This is a genomic window from Streptomyces sp. NPDC051217 (assembly GCF_044455465.1).
Classification (GTDB): domain Bacteria; phylum Actinomycetota; class Actinomycetes; order Streptomycetales; family Streptomycetaceae; genus Streptomyces.
The window spans coordinates 42,419-59,753 of sequence record NZ_JBITEV010000026.1; the positions used below are offsets into that span (position 1 = coordinate 42,419).

Consider the following 17,335-nt stretch of genomic DNA (forward strand, 5'->3'; position numbering starts at 1 on the left):
TGTACCCGAATGCCTCTTACGCAGGTCTAAGACTGCCATGCCCGTGGCTTTTGACCCGCATCGGCATCGTGGTACCGAGCGACATGACGTACTTGCGGGCACTCGGCCCGATCACCGCCGCCCACTGCTGCGGGTCCTCGGCCAGCCATGCCGCGACGAGCGCGGCGAATCCGGGCCTCTCACGGGCGAGACCGACCAGGCGCCGGTCGAAACGTGTGGCCCCGTCGGGGGTGCGGACAGACAGCAGGCCGGTACGGAGCACGAGACTGCGGGTGGCGTCCTCGGCGCGCTCGTCGGACCCGAGCGCGGCAGCCCTCAGCAGGGCGTGCAGTACCGGCGTCTCCGACCTCGCCCCGTGACGGCGCTCATGGGCGAGGAGTACGTCGAGGAGCTCGGCCCGCAGCGGCCACGAGGCGTGGTTACCGGGCGCCGCGAGCACCCGTGCCAGCGCCGCACGCACCTCGACGGGGCGGTGCAGGATCAACCCCGTCACGAGGGGCAGGAGCGCCGCCCTGGCGGCCGGACCGCGCTCCAGTCGACGCTCGACGAACCGCGCGGCGTGTTCGGCGGCCGCCGGCCTGAGGGCGACGTACTCACTCACAACTGCCGCGACGTGATGGGCGAGTTGGGGCATCCGGAGTTCCGCGAGAGCGGTCAGCGGATCGCTGGGATCGGCCGCGGGGTTGTGCAGCCGCGCGCGGAAGGCGGCGAGAACGGGCTCGGGGTGCGTGTCCAGCGCGTCGGCGAGCGCGTCCGCCGACATCCCGGCGTCGCCCCGTACGAAGGCCGCGACGGCCTGCGCGAGGTGGCGCGGACGGGTCACCGGGTCGCGTACGAGGAGACCGAGCGCCGCACCGTGCGTGCGGGAGTCGGTGAGCAGGGCCAGGGCGGCACGGCGCAGCAGTTCGCGATCGGTGGTGCTGGTCACGTGGCGGGCGGCCGTCGGTGCGTGGACTGCGGCGACAGCGCGGCGCTCGGGTCGTGTGTCGTGCGCCCAGCGGTCGACGGCGCGGCAGAGCGCCGACGGCTCGTCCTCGACGAGGGCGGTGAGCAGTTCGTCGGCGCGGGGGTGGGCGGCGGCGACGAGCGCCTCGGTGAGGTCGTCGACGCCGAGGGACCGCCGGGAGTGCAGCAGAGCTTGCGCCGCGATGGCGACGGTGGGGTGCACGGCTGCTCCGGGCCCGGTGGGCAGCGGACGCTCATCGGTGAACCAACGGCACAGCAGTGGCTGTACGGCCCTGGGGCCGGCGTCCAGCAGGTCGGCCGCGGCGTCCAGGTACCGCGGGCGGGTAACCGGCGTCTCGGGCGCCCCGTCGGCGGGCAGCAGGAGTCTCAGGAGATCCATGCGCGCCGCCTCCTCGACGCGCAACCGCGTCCAGAACCACCGCCCGAACTCGGCGAGCCCACCGAGACGGTGCGGCCCTCCCTCCCGCACGGAGCGCCCGGTGATGCGTGAAGCGAGGTGCCTCAGCACCGGGAGGTACGGCTCCGTGTCGGGCACCCGCAGCAGCACTTCCCCGAGGAGATGCGCGCCCCACCAACGGGCGTTGGCGAGCCGTGCCGCCTCGGACTCGACGGCGCCGGTGACAAGGTGCGGCGCTGCGTCACCGGGTCCGTCGCCGAGGCGGTCCAAGGCGTCGATCAGGCCGTCCAGCCGGCGCGACAGCGCGACGGGGCCGGAATCACGGCCGAGGAGCAGCAGAGCGTGCACCACGGGGCCGATGCGGTGCGTCGGGACCGACGGTGCGCGCGGCCCCGCACCGCGCGGTCCGTACAGCCGCGCGCCGTTGTGGGGCGCCACAGCCACCGGGCTGCGCTGTGCGGGGACGGTCGGGGCCTCCGCCGGACAGGATTGGTGGACCAGGATCTGCAGGGCGGCGTCGACATCGAGATGCGTGCCCTGGAGCCAGTCACCCAGTTCCTCGTGGGCGAAGCGGTATCCCTGGCCGGCCGGGACCAACAGGCCCTCGGCGAGGACGGCAGTCGCCCAGCCCGAGCTCGACGGGAAGATCGCGTCGAACGAGTCGCGATCCAACTCGCCCCGTCCGGGGCCGAGACAGTGCCGCGCCGCCTCGTGCGCCTGCCCCGCCACCCTCGCGGCCAGCCTGCCGACGGCGGCGCGGCTGGGTCCCGGCGCGGTCGCGGCGGCGAGCCGTTCCGCGATCCGCAGACACGTCAGGTCCAGATGCGCGGTGAAGATGTCCACGCGGTCGGGCTGCCCCGCCACGTCGCCGGACAGCGCCTCTCGCAGCTCACCCATCAACCGGAGCGACAGGGGATGAACCGCCTCGGTCTCGGCGAGGGCCCCGGCGGGGATCCCGTACAGCTCGCGGGCGCGTTCGGCCTCTGTTGGCCGTAGGTCGCCGATACGTACGGCGGGTGGCAGTCGACGGGCGGCGCGGGCCGGACGGTGCAGTACGTCCGACGGCCAGATCTCCCCCGCTCGCTCCCAGAACTCGGGGCGGCAGGCGACAACCAGTTTGGCGCCCTCGTTACGGAGCCAGTCGACGGTGCGCGCCGTCCAGTCGGGCAGCGCCTGGATCAACTGGGGCGGCATCTCCTCCGGCCCGTCGAGCAGGACGAGCAGCGGTCGCCCCGCGCGCCGTGCGAGCCTCGCCACCTGTTCGGGGGTTACCGCCGCCACGTCGCCCGGCGCATCGCAGGCGACGACGGTGCGGCCCGCCGCGCGCAGCGTACGCCCCAAGGCATCGGGGAGCGACGTGTCGTCGGCGCGCAGATCGGCGCCGCGTAGCCGCACGGTGGGGGCGGGAGCCGCCCCGTGGGCACGCCGGTCGGCAAGTGCGGCGAGTTCGGTCGTACGTCCGGTGCCGGAGTCGCCGACGAGGCCCAGGACGAGCGCGTCGGAAGACGCGGTGCCGTCGGCTGACGGGCCGGCGAAGGCGCTCAACTCGCGCGACGTGTCCGCCCGTTCAACGAGCACCGAGGCATCGGCCGACCCGCAGCCCCCGTCCTCAGTCCCGCCCCCGGCCGCCGCGGTGAGCCGCAGAACGCCCGCCAGGTTCAGGTCGTTTCCGTAGCAGCGGACGGTGGCGTCGTTGAGACGTAGCAACGCCGCCAGTGCTCCCCCCGGGTCCACGGCGGCGCCCGCCCTCAGTGGGAGCACGAGTCCGGCCGCGCGGTGCTCCGTGTGCAGCGCCGTACCGATGACGCCCAGTACGGCGCCCGTCGCGGCGTCCAGCACCGGCCCGCCCGAGGCCTCGCCACCCAGCCTCAGCGCGTCGCTGCCGCCCGTGCCGATCGCCAACTCCAGCACCGTGTCCAGGAGATGGAAGCGATCGGTGGCCGTGTACGTGGCCGGGACGGCGCCCAGCACGCGCGCCTGACGCCACCCGTGGGCGGCGATCCGTACGTACGTCCCTGCCTCGACGCCGCTCCTGGGGGAGATCGGCAGCGGTGGCACGTCGAGACCCTCGGTGCGCACGAGCGCCAGCCCGACCTCCGGCAGCGGAACGATCGCGTCGCCGTCGGCCAGACAGGTCCGCTCCCCCGGCGCGTGCAGAACCAGCCGTACGAGGCCGTCGACAGCCTCGTGACTGGTGATGACCGTCCCCACGTCATCAGCGACGAAGCCGGTCCCGCGGGGCCTGCCCGCCAGATCACAGATCCGCACCAGCATCGCCCGGTCGCCGCTACCCATGGCCCCGACGGTAGGCGGATGTTGATCAGCCGAAGAAGGACGCGAGGCGAAGGCGCCCCCAGTGAACCCTCTGTTCACTACGAGCGCCCGCCCGATGGGGTGAACCCCGAAGATCTCGCCGACGAGCCCACTTCAACGGACGCCCGATGCACGGGACGCCCGATCGAAGCCTGTCCCCTCAGCCGAAGACCGCCAGGCTCTTCGCCTTGCCGCCCTGTTCCTCCACCAGGGCCAGGAATCGCCCGTCCGGCCCGAACGCCGCCACGGGGCCGCCAGGGCCGGGGCCTGAGCCGGTGTCGGCCCTCCCCCCGTCCCGGCGCACGGGCATGTCCAGCCGCACCCCGTTGAGCAGCAGCTTCGCCCGCTTCTCGTCCACGTCCCAGCGCGGAAACGCCGAAGCGGCGGCGTCCGCCATCGGCATCACCGTCAGCCGCTCCTGGTGCTGGTCCAGCGTCCTGGCCTCGTCGAGGCCGTACGGACCGACCCGCGTCCTGCGCAGCGCCGTCAAATGCCCCCCGACGCCGAGTCCGGCACCGAGGTCACGTGCGAGGGCGCGGATGTACGTGCCGGAGGAGCAGACGACCGACACAACCAGGTCGACCACGGGGGTACCGTCCTCCGCGACGTCCGCGCGGACGTCGTACACCTGGAACGACGAGACGGTCACCGGCCGCGCCGGGATCTCGAAGTCCTCGCCGCCCCGTACGCGGGCGTACGACCGTTTCCCGTCGATCTTGATCGCGCTGACCTTGGACGGCACCTGCATGATCGCGCCGGTGAGCGCGGCCACCCCGGCGTCGATGCCCTCGCGGGTGACCCCCGACGCGTCCGTCGACGAGGTGGTCTCGCCCTCGGCGTCGTCGGTGACGGTGTCCTGCCCCAGCCTGATCGTGCCGAGGTACTCCTTCTCGGTCAGGGCGAGATGGCCCAGCAGCTTGGTGGCCCGTTCCACGCCGAGGACGAGGACGCCCGTCGCCATGGGGTCGAGCGTGCCGGCGTGACCGACACGACGGGTCTTGGCGATGCCGCGCATCTTGGCCACGACGTCGTGCGAAGTGAAGCCCGACGGCTTGTCCACGATGACAAGGCCGTCGGGCGTGGGGAGTTGCTGGGTCATTTAGCGGCGGCGCCGTCCGTGTCGTCGCCGTCGCCGAGGTCGGCCTCACCGGCGCCGGACGCGGCCTCCGCCCCGCCCTCGGCGTCGTCCTCCTCGTAGCCCTCGTCTCCGGGCTTACGGTAAGGGTCGGCCTCGCCCGCGTAGGTCTTACCGGTCGACACCTCACGCACCTCGGCGTCCTTGGCGCGGGCCTTGTCGAGAAGGTCCTCGATGGTGCGGGCGTTGTCGGGCAGTGCGTCCGGCACGAACGCCAGCGTCGGCGTGAATCGGACGCCGGTCTGACGGCCCACCTCGGAGCGCAGCACGCCCTTGGCGCTCTCCAGGGCGGCGGCGGACGCCGCGCGCTCCTCGTCGTCGCCGTAGACCGTGTAGAAGACCGTGGCCTCCCGCAGGTCGCCGGTGACCCGGGCGTCCGTGATGGTCACGAACCCCAGCCGCGGATCCTTGATACGCCGGTCCAGGGTCTCCGCGACCACGACCTGGATGCGGTCGGCCAGCTTGCGGGCCCGCGCGTTGTCGGTCACCGGTCCGTCACTCTTCCTTCTGGGTTTCTTGTCTGCTGCTCTTTGCCGCGACGACCGTCGCCTGCCGGGCGGCAGGTCTCAGTCGTCGTCTCCGTGCAGCCGCCGTCGTACGGACAGCAGCTCCACCTCCGGACGGCCGGCGACCATGCGCTCGCACCGGTCCAGAACGTCCCTCAGATGCCCCGTGTCCCCGGACACCACCGCCAGACCGATCTCGGCCCTGCGATGGAGATCCTGATCGCCGGTCTCCGCCACACTCACCCCGAACTTCCTCTGGAGCTCGGCGACGATCGGCCGGACGATCGAGCGTTTCTCCTTCAACGACCGTACGTCGCCGAGGAGCAGGTCGAAGGACAGTGTCCCCACATACATGTGTATCCGGATGTCCCGCCGGTACGGGGTCGGGCCCGCCAGCGCTTGGCAGGGGCACATAAACCGTACACGGAACGGCCGGGGCCGATCGACGGATTAAGCACCGTCGACCGGCCCCGGACCGCCGATGCCGCCCGAGCAGAACCCGGACGGCATCGGCACCGTGCGACGCGTCGGTCACGCGGTGGTGAGCACCACCGGTGTACGTCAGCCGCGCGGCTTCTCGCGCATCTCGTACGTCGCGATGACGTCGTCGATCTTGATGTCGTTGAAGTTTCCGAGGTTGATACCGCCCTCGAAGCCTTCGCGGATCTCGGTGACATCGTCCTTGAAGCGGCGCAGACCCTGGATGTTGAGGTCCTCCGCGATGACCTTGCCGTCGCGGACGAGCCGGGCCTTGGTGTTGCGCTTGACCTCGCCGGACCGGATGAGAACACCCGCGATGTTGCCGAGCTTGGACGAGCGGAAGACCTCGCGGATCTCCGCCGTACCGAGCTCGATCTCCTCGTACTCCGGTTTGAGCATGCCCTTGAGGGCCGCCTCGATCTCCTCGATGGCCTGGTAGATCACCGAGTAGTAGCGGACGTCGACACCCTCGCGGTCGGCCATCTGCGAAGCACGCCCGGCGGCGCGCACGTTGAAGCCGATGACGATGGCGTCGGAGCCCATCGCCAGGTCGATGTCGGACTCCGTGACCGCACCGACGCCGCGGTGCAGGACCCGGATGTCGACCTCTTCACCGACGTCGAGCTGGAGCAGCGAGGACTCGAGAGCCTCCACCGAACCGGACGCGTCGCCCTTGATGATGAGGTTGAGTTCCTGCACCAGGCCGGCCTTGAGGGCCTCGTCCAGGTTCTCCAGGGAGAACCGGACGCCCTTGCGGGCGAACGCCGCGTTCCGCTCACGAGCGGCACGCTTCTCGGCGATCTGCCGCGCGGTGCGGTCCTCGTCGACGACGAGGAAGTTGTCGCCGGCGCCGGGGACGTTGGTGAGTCCCAGGACCAGGACGGGGGTCGCGGGACCCGCTTCCTCGACGTTGTTGCCGTTGTCGTCGAGCATCGCCCGGACACGGCCGTACGCGTCACCGGCGACCATCGTGTCGCCGACGCGCAGCGTGCCGCGCTGGACGAGCACGGTGGCGACGGCGCCGCGACCGCGGTCGAGGTGCGCCTCGATGGCGATACCCTGCGCGTCCTGTTCCGGGTTGGCCCGGAGGTCGAGCGAGGCGTCCGCCGTGAGGACCACGGCCTCCAGCAGGCTGTCGATGTGCAGACCCTGCTTGGCGGAGATGTCGACGAACATGGTGTCGCCGCCGTACTCCTCGGCCACGAGGCCGTACTCGGTCAGCTGACCGCGCACCTTGGTCGGGTCCGCGCCCTCGACGTCGATCTTGTTGACCGCGACCACGATCGGCACGTCGGCCGCCTTGGCGTGGTTCAGCGCCTCGATCGTCTGGGGCATCACACCGTCGTTCGCCGCCACCACGAGGATCGCGATGTCGGTGGACTTGGCACCACGGGCACGCATGGCGGTGAACGCCTCGTGACCCGGGGTGTCGATGAAGGTGATCCTGCGCTCTTCGTTGTTGACCTCGGTGGCGACCTGGTACGCGCCGATGTGCTGCGTGATACCGCCGGCCTCGCCCGCGACGACATTCGTCTTACGGATGGCGTCGAGGAGCCGGGTCTTACCGTGGTCGACGTGACCCATGACGGTCACGACCGGCGGACGCGCGACGAGGAACTCCTCGCCACCCTCGTCCTCGCCGAACTCGATGTCGAAGGACTCGAGAAGCTCGCGGTCCTCCTCCTCCGGGCTGACGATCTCGACGACGTAGTTCATCTCGCCGGCGAGCACGTGCAGGGTGTCGTCGGAGACGGACTGCGTGGCCGTGACCATCTCGCCGAGGTTCATCATCACGGCGACGAGCGACGCCGGGTTGGCGTTGATCTTCTCCGCGAAGTCGGTGAGAGACGCACCGCGCGACAGCCGGACAACCTGTCCCTGGCCACGCGGCAGCATCACGCCGCCTACCGACGGGGCCTGCATGGCCTCGTACTCCTGGCGCCTCTGCCGCTTCGACTTACGGCCACGACGGGCCGGTCCGCCGGGGCGGCCGAACGCGCCCTGTGTGCCACCACGGCCGCCGGGACCACCCGGACGCCCGCCGAAACCGGGACGGCCACCGCCGCCACCGAAACCGCCGCCACCGGGACGACCCGGAGCACCGCCGCCGCCACCAGGACGACCGGCGAAGCCACCGCCGCCACCGCCGCCGCCACCAGGACGACCGGCGAAACCGCCGCCGCCACCGGGACGACCGCCGCCACCGCCGCCACCGGCGGGCCTGTTGGCACCACCGGGACCACGGCCACCGCCGGGGCCACCGCCGGGACGCGGGCCCGCGGCGGGACGCTGCGGCATCATGCCCGGGTTCGGACGGTTACCGGCGGGACCGCCGCCGGGACGCGGGGACTGCGGACGCGGCATACCGCCGGGGCTGGGGCGACCGCCCTGGCCACCGGCACCGGCCTGCGGGCGGGGACCGCCCTGACCGGCGCCCTGCGGACGCGGACCACCGGGCGCACCGGCACCGCCGGGACGCGGGGCGCCACCCGGACGGGGCGCCTGCGGGCGCGCCATTCCGGTGGAACCACCCGAGGTGAAGGGGTTGTTGCCCGGACGGGGACCCGCCGGACGAGCACCAGGACGGGCGCCCTGACCCGCGGGACGCGCGGGGCGCTCGCCGCCGCGGCCACCGTCACGGCCGCCGTCGCGCTGACCGCCGGACGGAGCCGGACGGGCGGCAGGACCACTGGTGGGGCGGGGCCCCGGGGTGGCCGAACCGGAACGCGGGACCGCCGGAGGCTGCGGGGCCTGGGGCGCCTGCTGCGGCGCCGGGGCCGGGGCCGAGAACTCGGCCGCGGGCACCGGAGCCGGTGCGGGCTTCGACGCCGCGGGCTTCGGACCGGGACGCGGGCCGGAGGCGGGCGTCGCGGCCGGAGCCGGAGGGGTAGGGGCGCTGCTCTGCGGGGCCTCGGCGGCGGCCGGCTTGGGAGCCGGGGCGCCGGGCTTGGGAGCAGCCGGACGTGCCGCCTGCGCCGGGGAGGGCGCGGCGGGCTTGGCGGGGCTCGCCTTACGAGGCGCCCCGGGCTTCGCGGCGGGCTTCGCGGCGTTGCCGCCGGGGCCCTGCAAAGCATCAGTCAATTTGCGTACAACCGGCGCCTCGATCGTCGAGGACGCCGAACGGACGAATTCACCGAGTTCTTGGAGCTTGGCCATGACGACCTTGCTCTCGACGCCGAACTCCTTGGCGAGTTCGTATACCCGGACCTTAGCCACTTCGCTCCTTTTAGGTCCGGGTTACCGCCGGACCGTCGCTACTTCATGGGCGTACTCATCGCGTACTCATCGAGTGCTCATCGCAATCTCGACCTACTTCCAACTCGCGAGGTACCTGATTCGCACGGGGTTCCGTGCCGTACGTCTTCTTGCATTTACGCCTGCTCGACATGTCGGCGCAGTTCCGCGCTGTCGAGCGGTCCCTTGACCCTGAAGGCCCGGGGAAACGCCCGGCGGCGGACCGCCTGATCGAGACAGAACGAGACGGGGTGTACATACGCGCCCCGGCCGGGCAGCGTACCGCGTGGATCAGGGAGGCAAGCACCCTCGACCACCACGATGCGCAGCAGATCCTTCTTGGGCGCTCGCTCCCGGCATCCCACGCAGGTTCGCTCAGGGCAGGCGCGAGCGTGCGTCCGGCCAGACATGCTCAAGTCTACCTCCCCGCGCCGACCCTCCCCTCTTCGGGGCGACGGTCGAACGCTTGCTGGCCAAAAAGACTCGGTTGATCTCCGCACCGTCCGTCGGCGTACGTCACCGCAGGTCGCGGGCGCCGGGCGGAGTTGATCGACTGCGGTCGGCCGTCACCGCCGGTGGGCGGCGGGTGGCGGCCGATGGCCGGATACGGTGCGGGCGGTCACCGGCGGTGACGGGCCCGGTGCCGGGGCAACGGCCGCGCGGTGACGGTGCGGTTGCGGTGCGGCGACGGCGCGGTGGCGGGACACCGTGGTGGTCGTCTTCGTGGCGATCGTCACTGTGCCCTGTGCGCTGTGTCCCTCGCCTCGCGCCCCGTGCCGTACCTCGCCGGGCTCCGCCGCCCGTACGTCGCGAGGCCGCGCACTCCCGGCCCCTACGGGGCACCGTACGCCGCCCCGTGGCCCCGGGTGGCCTCGTCCCGCCGCCGGGTCAGTCCCGGTCGCCGCGAGGCGGCCGGCCGCCTGCGGCGGCGCCGTTGTCCTCCGCCCCGTCCGCCCCGTCGGTCTGCTCCGTGTCGGGCCGGATGTCGATGCGCCAGCCAGTGAGGCGGGCGGCGAGGCGGGCGTTCTGCCCTTCCTTGCCGATCGCCAGTGACAGCTGGTAGTCCGGCACCGTCACCCGCGCGGAGCGGGCGCCGAGGTCGACGACCTCGACCTTGCTGACGCGGGCCGGCGACAGGGCGTTCGCGACCATCTCGGCCGGATCGTCCGACCAGTCCACGATGTCGATCTTCTCACCGTGCAGCTCCGCCATCACGTTGCGCACCCGCGCCCCCATGGGGCCGATGCAGGCGCCCTTGGGGTTGAGACCGGAGCGGGTGGACCGTACGGCGATCTTCGTGCGGTGGCCCGCCTCACGGGCGATCGCGCAGATCTCCACGGAGCCGTCCGCGATCTCCGGGACCTCCAGCTCGAAGAGCTTCTTCACGAGGTTGGGGTGGGTACGCGACAGGGTCACCGAGGGGCCCCGTACGCCCTTGGCGACGCGGACCACAAACGTACGCAGCCGCAGACCGTGCGTGTACTCCTCGCCCGGCACCTGCTCCTGCACCGGGAGGATGGCCTCCAGCTTGTCGTCCAGCCGCACCAGGACGTTGCGGGGGTCCTTGCCCTGCTGGACCTGGCCGGCGACGACGTCGCCCTCTCGGCGCGCGTACTCACCGAACGTCACGTCGTTCTCGGCGTCCCGCAGCCGCTGCTGGATGACCTGCCGCGCCGTGGTGGCGGCGATACGGCCGAAGTCGGACGGAGTGTCGTCGAACTCCTTCGGCTCCTGGCCCTCCTCCAACTCCGACGGGTCCTCCTTGGCCCACACCGTTACATGACCGTTGTCGCGGCTGAGGACGACGCGGGCGAGACGGCGGCTTCCCTCGGTGCGGTGGTAGGCGATGAGGAGGGCGGATTCGATCGCCTCGACCAGCAGGTCGAACGGGATCTCCTTCTCTTGTGCCAAGCCCTTCAGGAGCTTCACGTCGATGTCCATGGCTACGCCTCCTCTTCCTTCTTGTCCTTGCGGTTGAACTCGAGCTCCACGCGCGCCTTGGCGATCGACGCGAACTCGACCCGGCGGGCGGTCGGCTTGCGCCCCTTCACGCCCGGTACTTCGAGGTCGAGCCCCTCCTCGTCCACCGCGAGGACACGGGCCACGAATTCGTCGCCCTCATGAAGCTGGATCTTCGCCAGACGGCCGACGGCGCGTACGTAATGACGGCGCTCGGTCAGCGGGCGGTCGGCTCCGGGGGAGGTCACTTCGAGCTGGTACTCGTCCTCGCCCATCGCGTCGGTCTCGTCGAGAGTCGTGGAGATGGTGCGGCTCAGCTCGGCGCACGCGTCCAGATCCACGCCGTCGTCGGAGTCGACCACGATCCTCAGCACACGACGCCTGCCCGCCCGGGTCACCTCGATCTCTTCGAGATCCAGGCCCTTCGCGCTGACGAGCGGTTCCAGCAGTCCGCGCAGCCTCTCGCTGTGGGTGGTGCTCATCCGGGTGACTCCTCGGCCGCGTGTGTGCTGTTGTGGGATCGTCGCGTGTCAGGCAAAGGGTATCCGGTCGCGGGGGGTGTTGCCGTCCACCTGCGGCTGACCCGCAGGTACGCTCGCCTGCGGTGATCACTGCGAGGCCCGAGGGAGACACGCGTGGGGCGCACGGGGACGACACGGCGAGGTGCGCTCCTGGCGGCGGGGGCCGCGGCGGGGGGTCTGCTGACCGCCTGCTCGGGGGACGACCGCGACGGATCTGACGGCCCGACGAGCGCGGCCGCGGTCCGGGCCGCGAAGGCTCTGAAGGCGAAGTCCGCCGACACGAGGCGCGAACTCCTGCGGCGGTACGACGCGGTGCTTGAGCGGCATCCGGATCAGACAGCGCTGTTGGCGCCGCTACGGGGCGCTGTGGCGCAACACGTGACCGCTCTGTCGCCGCCTCCTCCGCCTCCTGAGGAGGGCGCATCGGCGAAGCCCTCTGCTTCTGCGTCTCCGTCGCTGTCCGCGCCGGTGTCCCCGACGGCCGCCCCGTCGTCGGGCCCGTCGCTGGGGGCGGCCGCCGGGGACACCGGAAACGGCGGGCCCACACCGTCCGTGTCCGCCGATCCCGTCACCGCTGTCAAGGCGCTGGCCGCGGCCGAGCGCCGTGCCGCCGACGCGCACGCCGAGGCGCTCGTCCACGCCCCGCCCGAACTCGCCCGGCTGCTGGCATCCCTCGCGGCGGCCGGCGCCGCCCACGCGTACCTGCTGACGGAAGGGTCCCCCTCGTGAGCAGCGACGGTGCGCTGGACGCCGCCCAGGCCGCCCTCGCCGCGGAGCACGCCGCGGTGTACGGGTACGGCGTCGTCGGCGGCCGCGTCGGCGACGAACGCCGCACGGAGGCGACACACGCGTACGACGCGCACCGTGCCCGGCGCGACAGTCTCGTGCGTACGGTGCGCGATCTCGGCGGGAAGCCCGCGGCGGCGGCCGCCGCGTACGCCATGCCCTTCGAGGTGCCCGACTCGGCCGCCGCCGTACGCCTCGCCGCCGATCTGGAGGACCGGATCGCGGGCGTCTACTCCGACCTCGTGCGGGCCGCCGAGGGGCCGCTTCGCCAGGACGCCGCGGGAGCACTGCGCGAGGCGGCGGTGCGGGCGGTGCGCTGGCGGGGCAGCGGCGTAGCCTTTCCTGGGCTCACCGAGCGACTGTGAGGCCGCTCGCTCCGAAAGGGATCTAGGCACGTATGGCTTTCGAACCGCCGCAGCGGCTGGTGCGCGCCCTGAGCGAGACATACGGGGAGTCCGTCGCCGGCGAGTGGCTCGGGCGGCTGCCGGGGATCACCCAGGAGGCGGTGGAGCGGCGGGAGTTGACGGTCGAGCGCATGGTGGCGCCCGGTGGCGGGAGCAGCCTCGTGGTGCTCGTACGACGCCCCGACGGGGCGCCCGCGGCGCTCAAGGTGGCCCCGCCGTTCGCCGCCCCGGGGCCGGAGCGGGCCGCGCTGACGCACTGGAAGGGCTGGGGCTCCGTGGAGCTGATCTCGGGCTCCGACGGTGAACTGCTGCTGGAACGGCTCCACACCGAGACCTCGCTGCGCTCCCTGCCGGAGGCCAAGGCACTGCTCGAAGCGGCGGGAACGGTGCGGAAGTTGTGGGTCGAGCCCGTCGCCGACCACGGCTTCGAAACGGTCGCCGAGCGTACGTCGCCGCAAGCGGCGGCGATGCGGGCCGCGAGCGACCCGCAGGTCGTCCCGCTCGTCACGGCGGCGCTCGACGCGCGTGAGGAACTCCTCACCGCCGGGCCGACGGAGCTGATGCTGCTCCACGGTGCGTTCCGCCAGGGCAAGGTGCTCTCCGGCGACCGGGCGCCATGGCTCGCGGTCGGCCCCGTGCCGGTGGTGGGCGAGCGTGCGTACGACCTGGCGCGGCTGGTCCGCGACCGGGTGGAGGACCTGGTCGCGGCGGCGTCGGGCGCGTCCGCGACGCGGCGCCGTGTGAACAAGCTGGCCGACTCACTGGACATCGACCGTGAGCGGCTGCGTGGCTGGACGCTCTTCCGCGCGGTGGAGTCGGGCGTCCGCGCGCTGGAGGCCGGACGCCGCCAAGACGCGGAACTGCTGCTGGAGTTCGCCGACTGGCTGTAGCGGGGCGCGGCCCGTCTCGACAGCTCCACCGCACCCGGCCCCCGCGTCGGCGGCTCCTCCTCAGGAGGGCCGGTTACGGGGCGGCCTGCGCGGCTACGGGGCGGGCGAGCCCGTCACCTTGACCGGCCCCCGCCCCGTACACCGTCGTCCTGCTCGCCCGCGAAGGGCAGCGGCGATGTCAGACAGCGGCAGTCAGACGCGCGACCGCCTCGGCGACGGTGAGTTCCTCGCGCTCCCCGCTGCGGCGGTCCTTCAGCTCCACCACGCCGTCGCCCGCGCGGCGCCCCGCCACCAGGATCTGCGGAACGCCGATCAGCTCCGCGTCCGTGAACTTCACACCCGGCGAGACACCGGCACGCTCGTCGACCAGCACCCGCAGCCCCGCCGCCGCCAGCTGGTCGGCGACGTCGACCGCGAGCTCCGTCTGGAGCGCCTTGCCCGCCGCGACGACGTGCACGTCCGCCGGGGCGATCTCACGGGGCCAGCACAGCCCCTGCTCGTCGGCGGTCTGCTCCGCCAGCGCGGCGACGGCACGGGAGACGCCGATGCCGTACGAGCCCATGGTCACCCGCACCGGCTTGCCCTGCTGCCCGAGCACGTCGAGCTGGAAAGTGTCGGCGTACTTGCGGCCCAGCTGGAAGATGTGACCGATCTCGATGGCGCGCCCCAGTTTCAGCCCCGCGCCGCACACGGGGCAGGGGTCGCCCTCCTCGACGACCACGACGTCGAGGTAGTCGTCGACCTCGAAGTCACGTCCGCAGACGACGTTGCGCGCGTGGGTGTCGGCCTTGTTCGCGCCGGTGATCCAGGCCGTGCCGGGCGCCACGCGGGGGTCGGCGATGTAGCGGATCTTCAGCCCCTGGGGGCCGACGTAGCCGCGTACGAGCTCGGGACGGCCCTCGAAGTCCTCCGCCGTCACCAGCTCCACCACGGCGGGCGCCAGGTGCTCGCCGAGCTTGCCGAGGTCCACCTCGCGGTTGCCGGGGACGCCGACGGCGGTGATCTCGCCGTCGACCTTCACCAGCAGGTTCTTCAGCGTCGCGGAGGCCGGCACGTCCAGAAACGTGGCCAGCGTCTCGATGGTCGGGGTCTCGGGGGTGTCCAGCTCCTCCAGCGCCCCGTGCACCGACCCGTCGACGGGGGCGGTGGTGAAGGTGACGGCCTCGGTGTTGGCGGCGTAGTCGCCGTTGGGGCAGTCGACGAAGGTGTCCTCGCCCGCGGCGGCCGGGGCCAGGAACTCCTCGGACGCGGAGCCGCCCATCGCGCCGGAGACCGCGGAGACGATGCGGTAGTCGAGCCCGAGGCGCGCGAAGATCTTCTGGTACGCCGCGCGGTGGAGCGCGTACGACTCTGCGAGGCCCTCGTCCGTGGTGTCGAAGGAGTAGGAGTCCTTCATCTGGAACTCGCGCCCGCGCAGCACGCCGGAACGGGGGCGCGCCTCGTCCCGGTACTTCGTCTGGATCTGGTAGAGCATCACCGGCAGGTCCTTGTAGGACGTGCACTGGTCCTTGACGACCAGGGTGAAGATCTCCTCGTGCGTCGGGCCGAGCAGGTAGTCGCCGCCCTTGCGGTCCTTGAGGCGGAAAAGGAGGTCGCCGTACTCGTCCCAGCGTCCGCTCGCCTCGTAGGGCTCCTTGGGAAGCAGCGCCGGCAGCAGTACTTCCTGCGCCCCGATGGTGTCCATCTCCTCGCGCACGACGCGTGCGATGTTGTCGAGGACCTTCTTACCGAGGGGCAGCCAACTCCAGAGTCCGGCGGAGGTGCGGCGCACGTACCCGGCGCGGACCAGAAGCTTGTGGCTGAGGGTCTCCGCGTCCGCCGGGTCGTCGCGCAGTGTCTTGGCCATCAATCGGGACATGCGCTGGACCTGGGACATGGGGAGCACTCCTGCGTTTCTTCTCGGGTGTTGGCAGGAGGTTATCCGGGGCACACCGGCAGGCGGAAATCAGTAACGGTGCCCCGTGGGGCGTTCAGCGCCGCCGCAGCGGCAGCGGGGCGCCCATCACGGCGTACGGCTTGGCGGCGCTGGGGAAGCGGACCTGGCGCGCCAGGTCCTGGTAGCCGAGGGCGCGGTAGAGGCCGCGGGCGGGGCTCTCGGTGTCGATCGCGGAGAGGATCGAGCGGGGTTGCCGGGCACCGTCCGTGATGGTGGTGATCAGTGCGCGTCCGATGCCGTGTCCTTGGAAGGCGGGGTGGACGTGCAGTTCGGTGATGACGAAGGAGTCGTCGAGCCAGCCGTCGCAGTCGCCGGCGCGGAGATATGGCTCGACGATCGTGGACCACCAGTGGGAGCGGTCGTTCGGCATGCCGTAGACGAACCCTGCCAGCCGGTTCTCCGCCGTGAGCGCCCCGTAGGCGCGCGCACCGGGCGCGAGGAGATGCCGCAGCACGATCTGGCGCCGTACGCCGATCTCGGCCTCGCCCAGCCCGAAGGCGAGCGCCTGAACGGCCAGCGCCTCGTCCACGCGCGCGGCAAGGTCGATCGGCCCTACGCGCACGTCGGGGATCTGGGATTCGCTCCCGGGAAAGCTCGGCACGCTCGGCATGGCCGAACCCTACTTTCAGAAGAGGACGCTCATGAAGGCGCCCACCTCGCGGAAGCCGACCCGTCGGTAGGAGGCCCTGGCGGGGGTGTTGTAGTCGTTCACGTAGAGGCTGACGACGGGGGCGACGTCGGCGAGCGCGTACCGTACGACGGCCGCCATGCCGCTCTCGGAGAGGCCCCGGCCGCGGAACTCGGGTGCCACCCACACGCCCTGGATCTGGCAGGCGTGCGGCGTCGCCGCGCCGATCTCCGCCTTGAAGATCACCTTTCCGTCGTCGATGCGGGCGAACGACCGCCCCGCACCCACGAGTTCGGCCACCCGCGCCTGGTAGAGCAGCCCGCCGTCGCCGGCCAGCGGCGAGACGCCGACCTCCTCGGTGAACATCGCGACGCACGCCGGCATGATCGTCTCCAGCTCGTCCTTACGGATGCGGCGTACGAGGGGGTCGGGCCGCACCGTTCCCGGCACTTGCTCGGTGACCATGAGCGGCTGGTTCGCCCGAACCTCACGAGCGGGGCCCCAGTTGGGCTCCAGAAGCCGCCAGAGGAGGGCTGTGGGTTCGGCGGGGCCGACGATGGACGAACAGCGGCGCCCCGTCCGGCGGGCGCGGTCCGCGAAGGCACGTACGGCCTCGGGGGAAGCGCAGATGGGCACCAGGTTGGCACCGGAGTAGCAGAGGGAACGCAGCCGCCCGTCCGCGTACCAGCCCCACATCTCGCCGCCGAGCCGCCAGGGATCGAGCCCCGCCGCCTGGACACGAGAAGCCACGAACGCGTTGGCGACGGGCTCACTCTCAAGAATGGCGAGCGCGGCGCCGAGTTCGCCTGGGTCGAGGACCCGAGTGGTGGTCTGCGTCAACACGAGAGGGGCCTCACCATACGTCTGCTGATTCTTCGCACTGTACCCGTCACACCTGTGACGCGCCGCGTACACCGAAGGGCCCCGCTCGCTCCGGACGCCCTGAGGCGTGGGGTGCGGGGCCCGTACGGAACCGGAACGCGGACAGGGGCGGAGGGACCGGGTCGACAAGTCAACAAGGTCGATGAGGTCGGCCAACGGGCTCACAGGAGCCTCGGGCCGGCCCTCAGCTGATGGAGACCTCGGGCTCGCCGGAGGGGACGCCGTCCCGTTCCATCTCCTCGGCGATCTTCATGGCCTCTTCGATGAGGGTCTCGACGATCTTCGACTCGGGCACCGT

Annotated in this window: 14 protein-coding genes; 3 read left to right on the forward strand and 11 right to left on the reverse strand. The window is 72.0% G+C overall.

The features are described 5' to 3' along the window. Positions 1 to 16: 16 nt before the first annotated feature. The 8 genes from ACIBBB_RS35190 to rimP all read right to left on the reverse strand — a co-directional run bounded on the left by ACIBBB_RS35190 (position 17) and on the right by rimP (position 11,472). Positions 17 to 3,658 carry a trypsin-like peptidase domain-containing protein gene (locus tag ACIBBB_RS35190; RefSeq protein WP_398989368.1) on the reverse strand — a complete coding sequence of 1,214 codons (3,642 nt, stop codon included), beginning with the start codon at positions 3,656 to 3,658 and terminating at the stop codon, positions 17 to 19. A 178-nt stretch (positions 3,659 to 3,836) separates the two neighbouring features. After that, positions 3,837 to 4,775 (reverse strand): tRNA pseudouridine(55) synthase TruB, encoded by a 939-nt coding sequence (truB, locus tag ACIBBB_RS35195; protein ID WP_398989370.1) that lies wholly within the window; start codon positions 4,773 to 4,775, stop codon positions 3,837 to 3,839. Further along, on the reverse strand, positions 4,772 to 5,299 hold the full coding sequence (gene rbfA, locus ACIBBB_RS35200; protein ID WP_398989372.1) for a 30S ribosome-binding factor RbfA: 528 nt from the start codon (positions 5,297 to 5,299) through the stop codon (positions 4,772 to 4,774). Before rbfA ends, truB begins: the two co-directional genes overlap by 4 nt. A 78-nt stretch (positions 5,300 to 5,377) precedes the next feature. After that, positions 5,378 to 5,671: a DUF503 domain-containing protein gene (locus ACIBBB_RS35205; RefSeq protein WP_189105162.1), complete on the reverse strand. Its 294-nt coding sequence runs from the start codon at positions 5,669 to 5,671 to the stop codon at positions 5,378 to 5,380. 207 nt (positions 5,672 to 5,878) lie between these two features. Beyond that, positions 5,879 to 9,013: a translation initiation factor IF-2 gene (infB, locus tag ACIBBB_RS35210; RefSeq protein ID WP_398989375.1), complete on the reverse strand. Its 3,135-nt coding sequence runs from the start codon at positions 9,011 to 9,013 to the stop codon at positions 5,879 to 5,881. A gap of 155 nt (positions 9,014 to 9,168) precedes the next feature. Further along, the gene (locus tag ACIBBB_RS35215) at positions 9,169 to 9,441 is read right to left on the reverse strand and encodes a YlxR family protein (protein WP_398989377.1); all 273 of its coding nucleotides are present in this window, start codon (positions 9,439 to 9,441) and stop codon (positions 9,169 to 9,171) included. Positions 9,442 to 9,919: 478 nt separating this feature from the next. Then, the gene (gene nusA / locus ACIBBB_RS35220) at positions 9,920 to 10,972 is read right to left on the reverse strand and encodes a transcription termination factor NusA (protein ID WP_398989379.1); all 1,053 of its coding nucleotides are present in this window, start codon (positions 10,970 to 10,972) and stop codon (positions 9,920 to 9,922) included. A 2-nt stretch (positions 10,973 to 10,974) separates the two neighbouring features. Next, entirely contained in the window at positions 10,975 to 11,472 is a 498-nt protein-coding gene (gene rimP / locus ACIBBB_RS35225; RefSeq protein ID WP_398989381.1) for a ribosome maturation factor RimP, read from the reverse strand. Positions 11,473 to 11,625: 153 nt separating this feature from the next. Here rimP and ACIBBB_RS35230 point away from each other — a divergent pair, with 153 nt between their 5' ends. Genes ACIBBB_RS35230 through ACIBBB_RS35240 form a run of 3 tightly spaced genes read left to right on the forward strand, consistent with a single transcriptional unit; the run spans position 11,626 to position 13,591 of the window. Beyond that, positions 11,626 to 12,240, forward strand: coding sequence for a hypothetical protein (locus ACIBBB_RS35230; RefSeq protein ID WP_398989383.1), 615 nt, complete (start codon positions 11,626 to 11,628; stop codon positions 12,238 to 12,240). Continuing rightward, positions 12,237 to 12,662 (forward strand): ferritin-like domain-containing protein, encoded by a 426-nt coding sequence (locus tag ACIBBB_RS35235; protein WP_398989385.1) that lies wholly within the window; start codon positions 12,237 to 12,239, stop codon positions 12,660 to 12,662. Before ACIBBB_RS35230 ends, ACIBBB_RS35235 begins: the two co-directional genes overlap by 4 nt. 32 nt (positions 12,663 to 12,694) lie before the next feature. Further along, entirely contained in the window at positions 12,695 to 13,591 is an 897-nt protein-coding gene (locus ACIBBB_RS35240; protein ID WP_398989387.1) for an aminoglycoside phosphotransferase family protein, read from the forward strand. Between the two features lie 178 nt (positions 13,592 to 13,769). On the opposite strand, the gene ACIBBB_RS35245 is transcribed toward ACIBBB_RS35240, so the two are convergent. The 3 genes from ACIBBB_RS35245 to ACIBBB_RS35255 all read right to left on the reverse strand — a co-directional run bounded on the left by ACIBBB_RS35245 (position 13,770) and on the right by ACIBBB_RS35255 (position 16,995). Next, positions 13,770 to 15,467, reverse strand: a complete 1,698-nt coding sequence (locus ACIBBB_RS35245; RefSeq protein WP_398989389.1) for a proline--tRNA ligase — start codon at positions 15,465 to 15,467, stop codon at positions 13,770 to 13,772. Between the two features lie 94 nt (positions 15,468 to 15,561). Beyond that, a complete protein-coding gene (locus ACIBBB_RS35250) occupies positions 15,562 to 16,137 on the reverse strand; it encodes a GNAT family N-acetyltransferase (RefSeq protein WP_398989391.1) in 576 nt (191 codons plus the stop codon). A 15-nt stretch (positions 16,138 to 16,152) separates the two neighbouring features. Beyond that, complete coding sequence (locus ACIBBB_RS35255) at positions 16,153 to 16,995, reverse strand: GNAT family N-acetyltransferase (RefSeq protein ID WP_398989398.1); 843 nt, start codon at positions 16,993 to 16,995, stop codon at positions 16,153 to 16,155. Positions 16,996 to 17,335 lie beyond the last annotated feature (340 nt).

Coding starts and splice junctions, on each gene's coding strand:
- ACIBBB_RS35190 (WP_398989368.1), bottom strand. CDS start 3,658: ATGGGTAGCGGCGACCGGGCGATGCTGGTGCGGATCTGTGATCTGGCG.
- truB (WP_398989370.1), bottom strand. CDS start 4,775: ATGACCCAGCAACTCCCCACGCCCGACGGCCTTGTCATCGTGGACAAG.
- ACIBBB_RS35205 (WP_189105162.1), bottom strand. CDS start 5,671: ATGTATGTGGGGACACTGTCCTTCGACCTGCTCCTCGGCGACGTACGG.
- ACIBBB_RS35215 (WP_398989377.1), bottom strand. CDS start 9,441: ATGTCTGGCCGGACGCACGCTCGCGCCTGCCCTGAGCGAACCTGCGTG.
- nusA (WP_398989379.1), bottom strand. CDS start 10,972: ATGGACATCGACGTGAAGCTCCTGAAGGGCTTGGCACAAGAGAAGGAG.
- rimP (WP_398989381.1), bottom strand. CDS start 11,472: ATGAGCACCACCCACAGCGAGAGGCTGCGCGGACTGCTGGAACCGCTC.
- ACIBBB_RS35240 (WP_398989387.1), top strand. CDS start 12,695: ATGGCTTTCGAACCGCCGCAGCGGCTGGTGCGCGCCCTGAGCGAGACA.
- ACIBBB_RS35245 (WP_398989389.1), bottom strand. CDS start 15,467: ATGTCCCAGGTCCAGCGCATGTCCCGATTGATGGCCAAGACACTGCGC.
- ACIBBB_RS35250 (WP_398989391.1), bottom strand. CDS start 16,137: ATGCCGAGCGTGCCGAGCTTTCCCGGGAGCGAATCCCAGATCCCCGAC.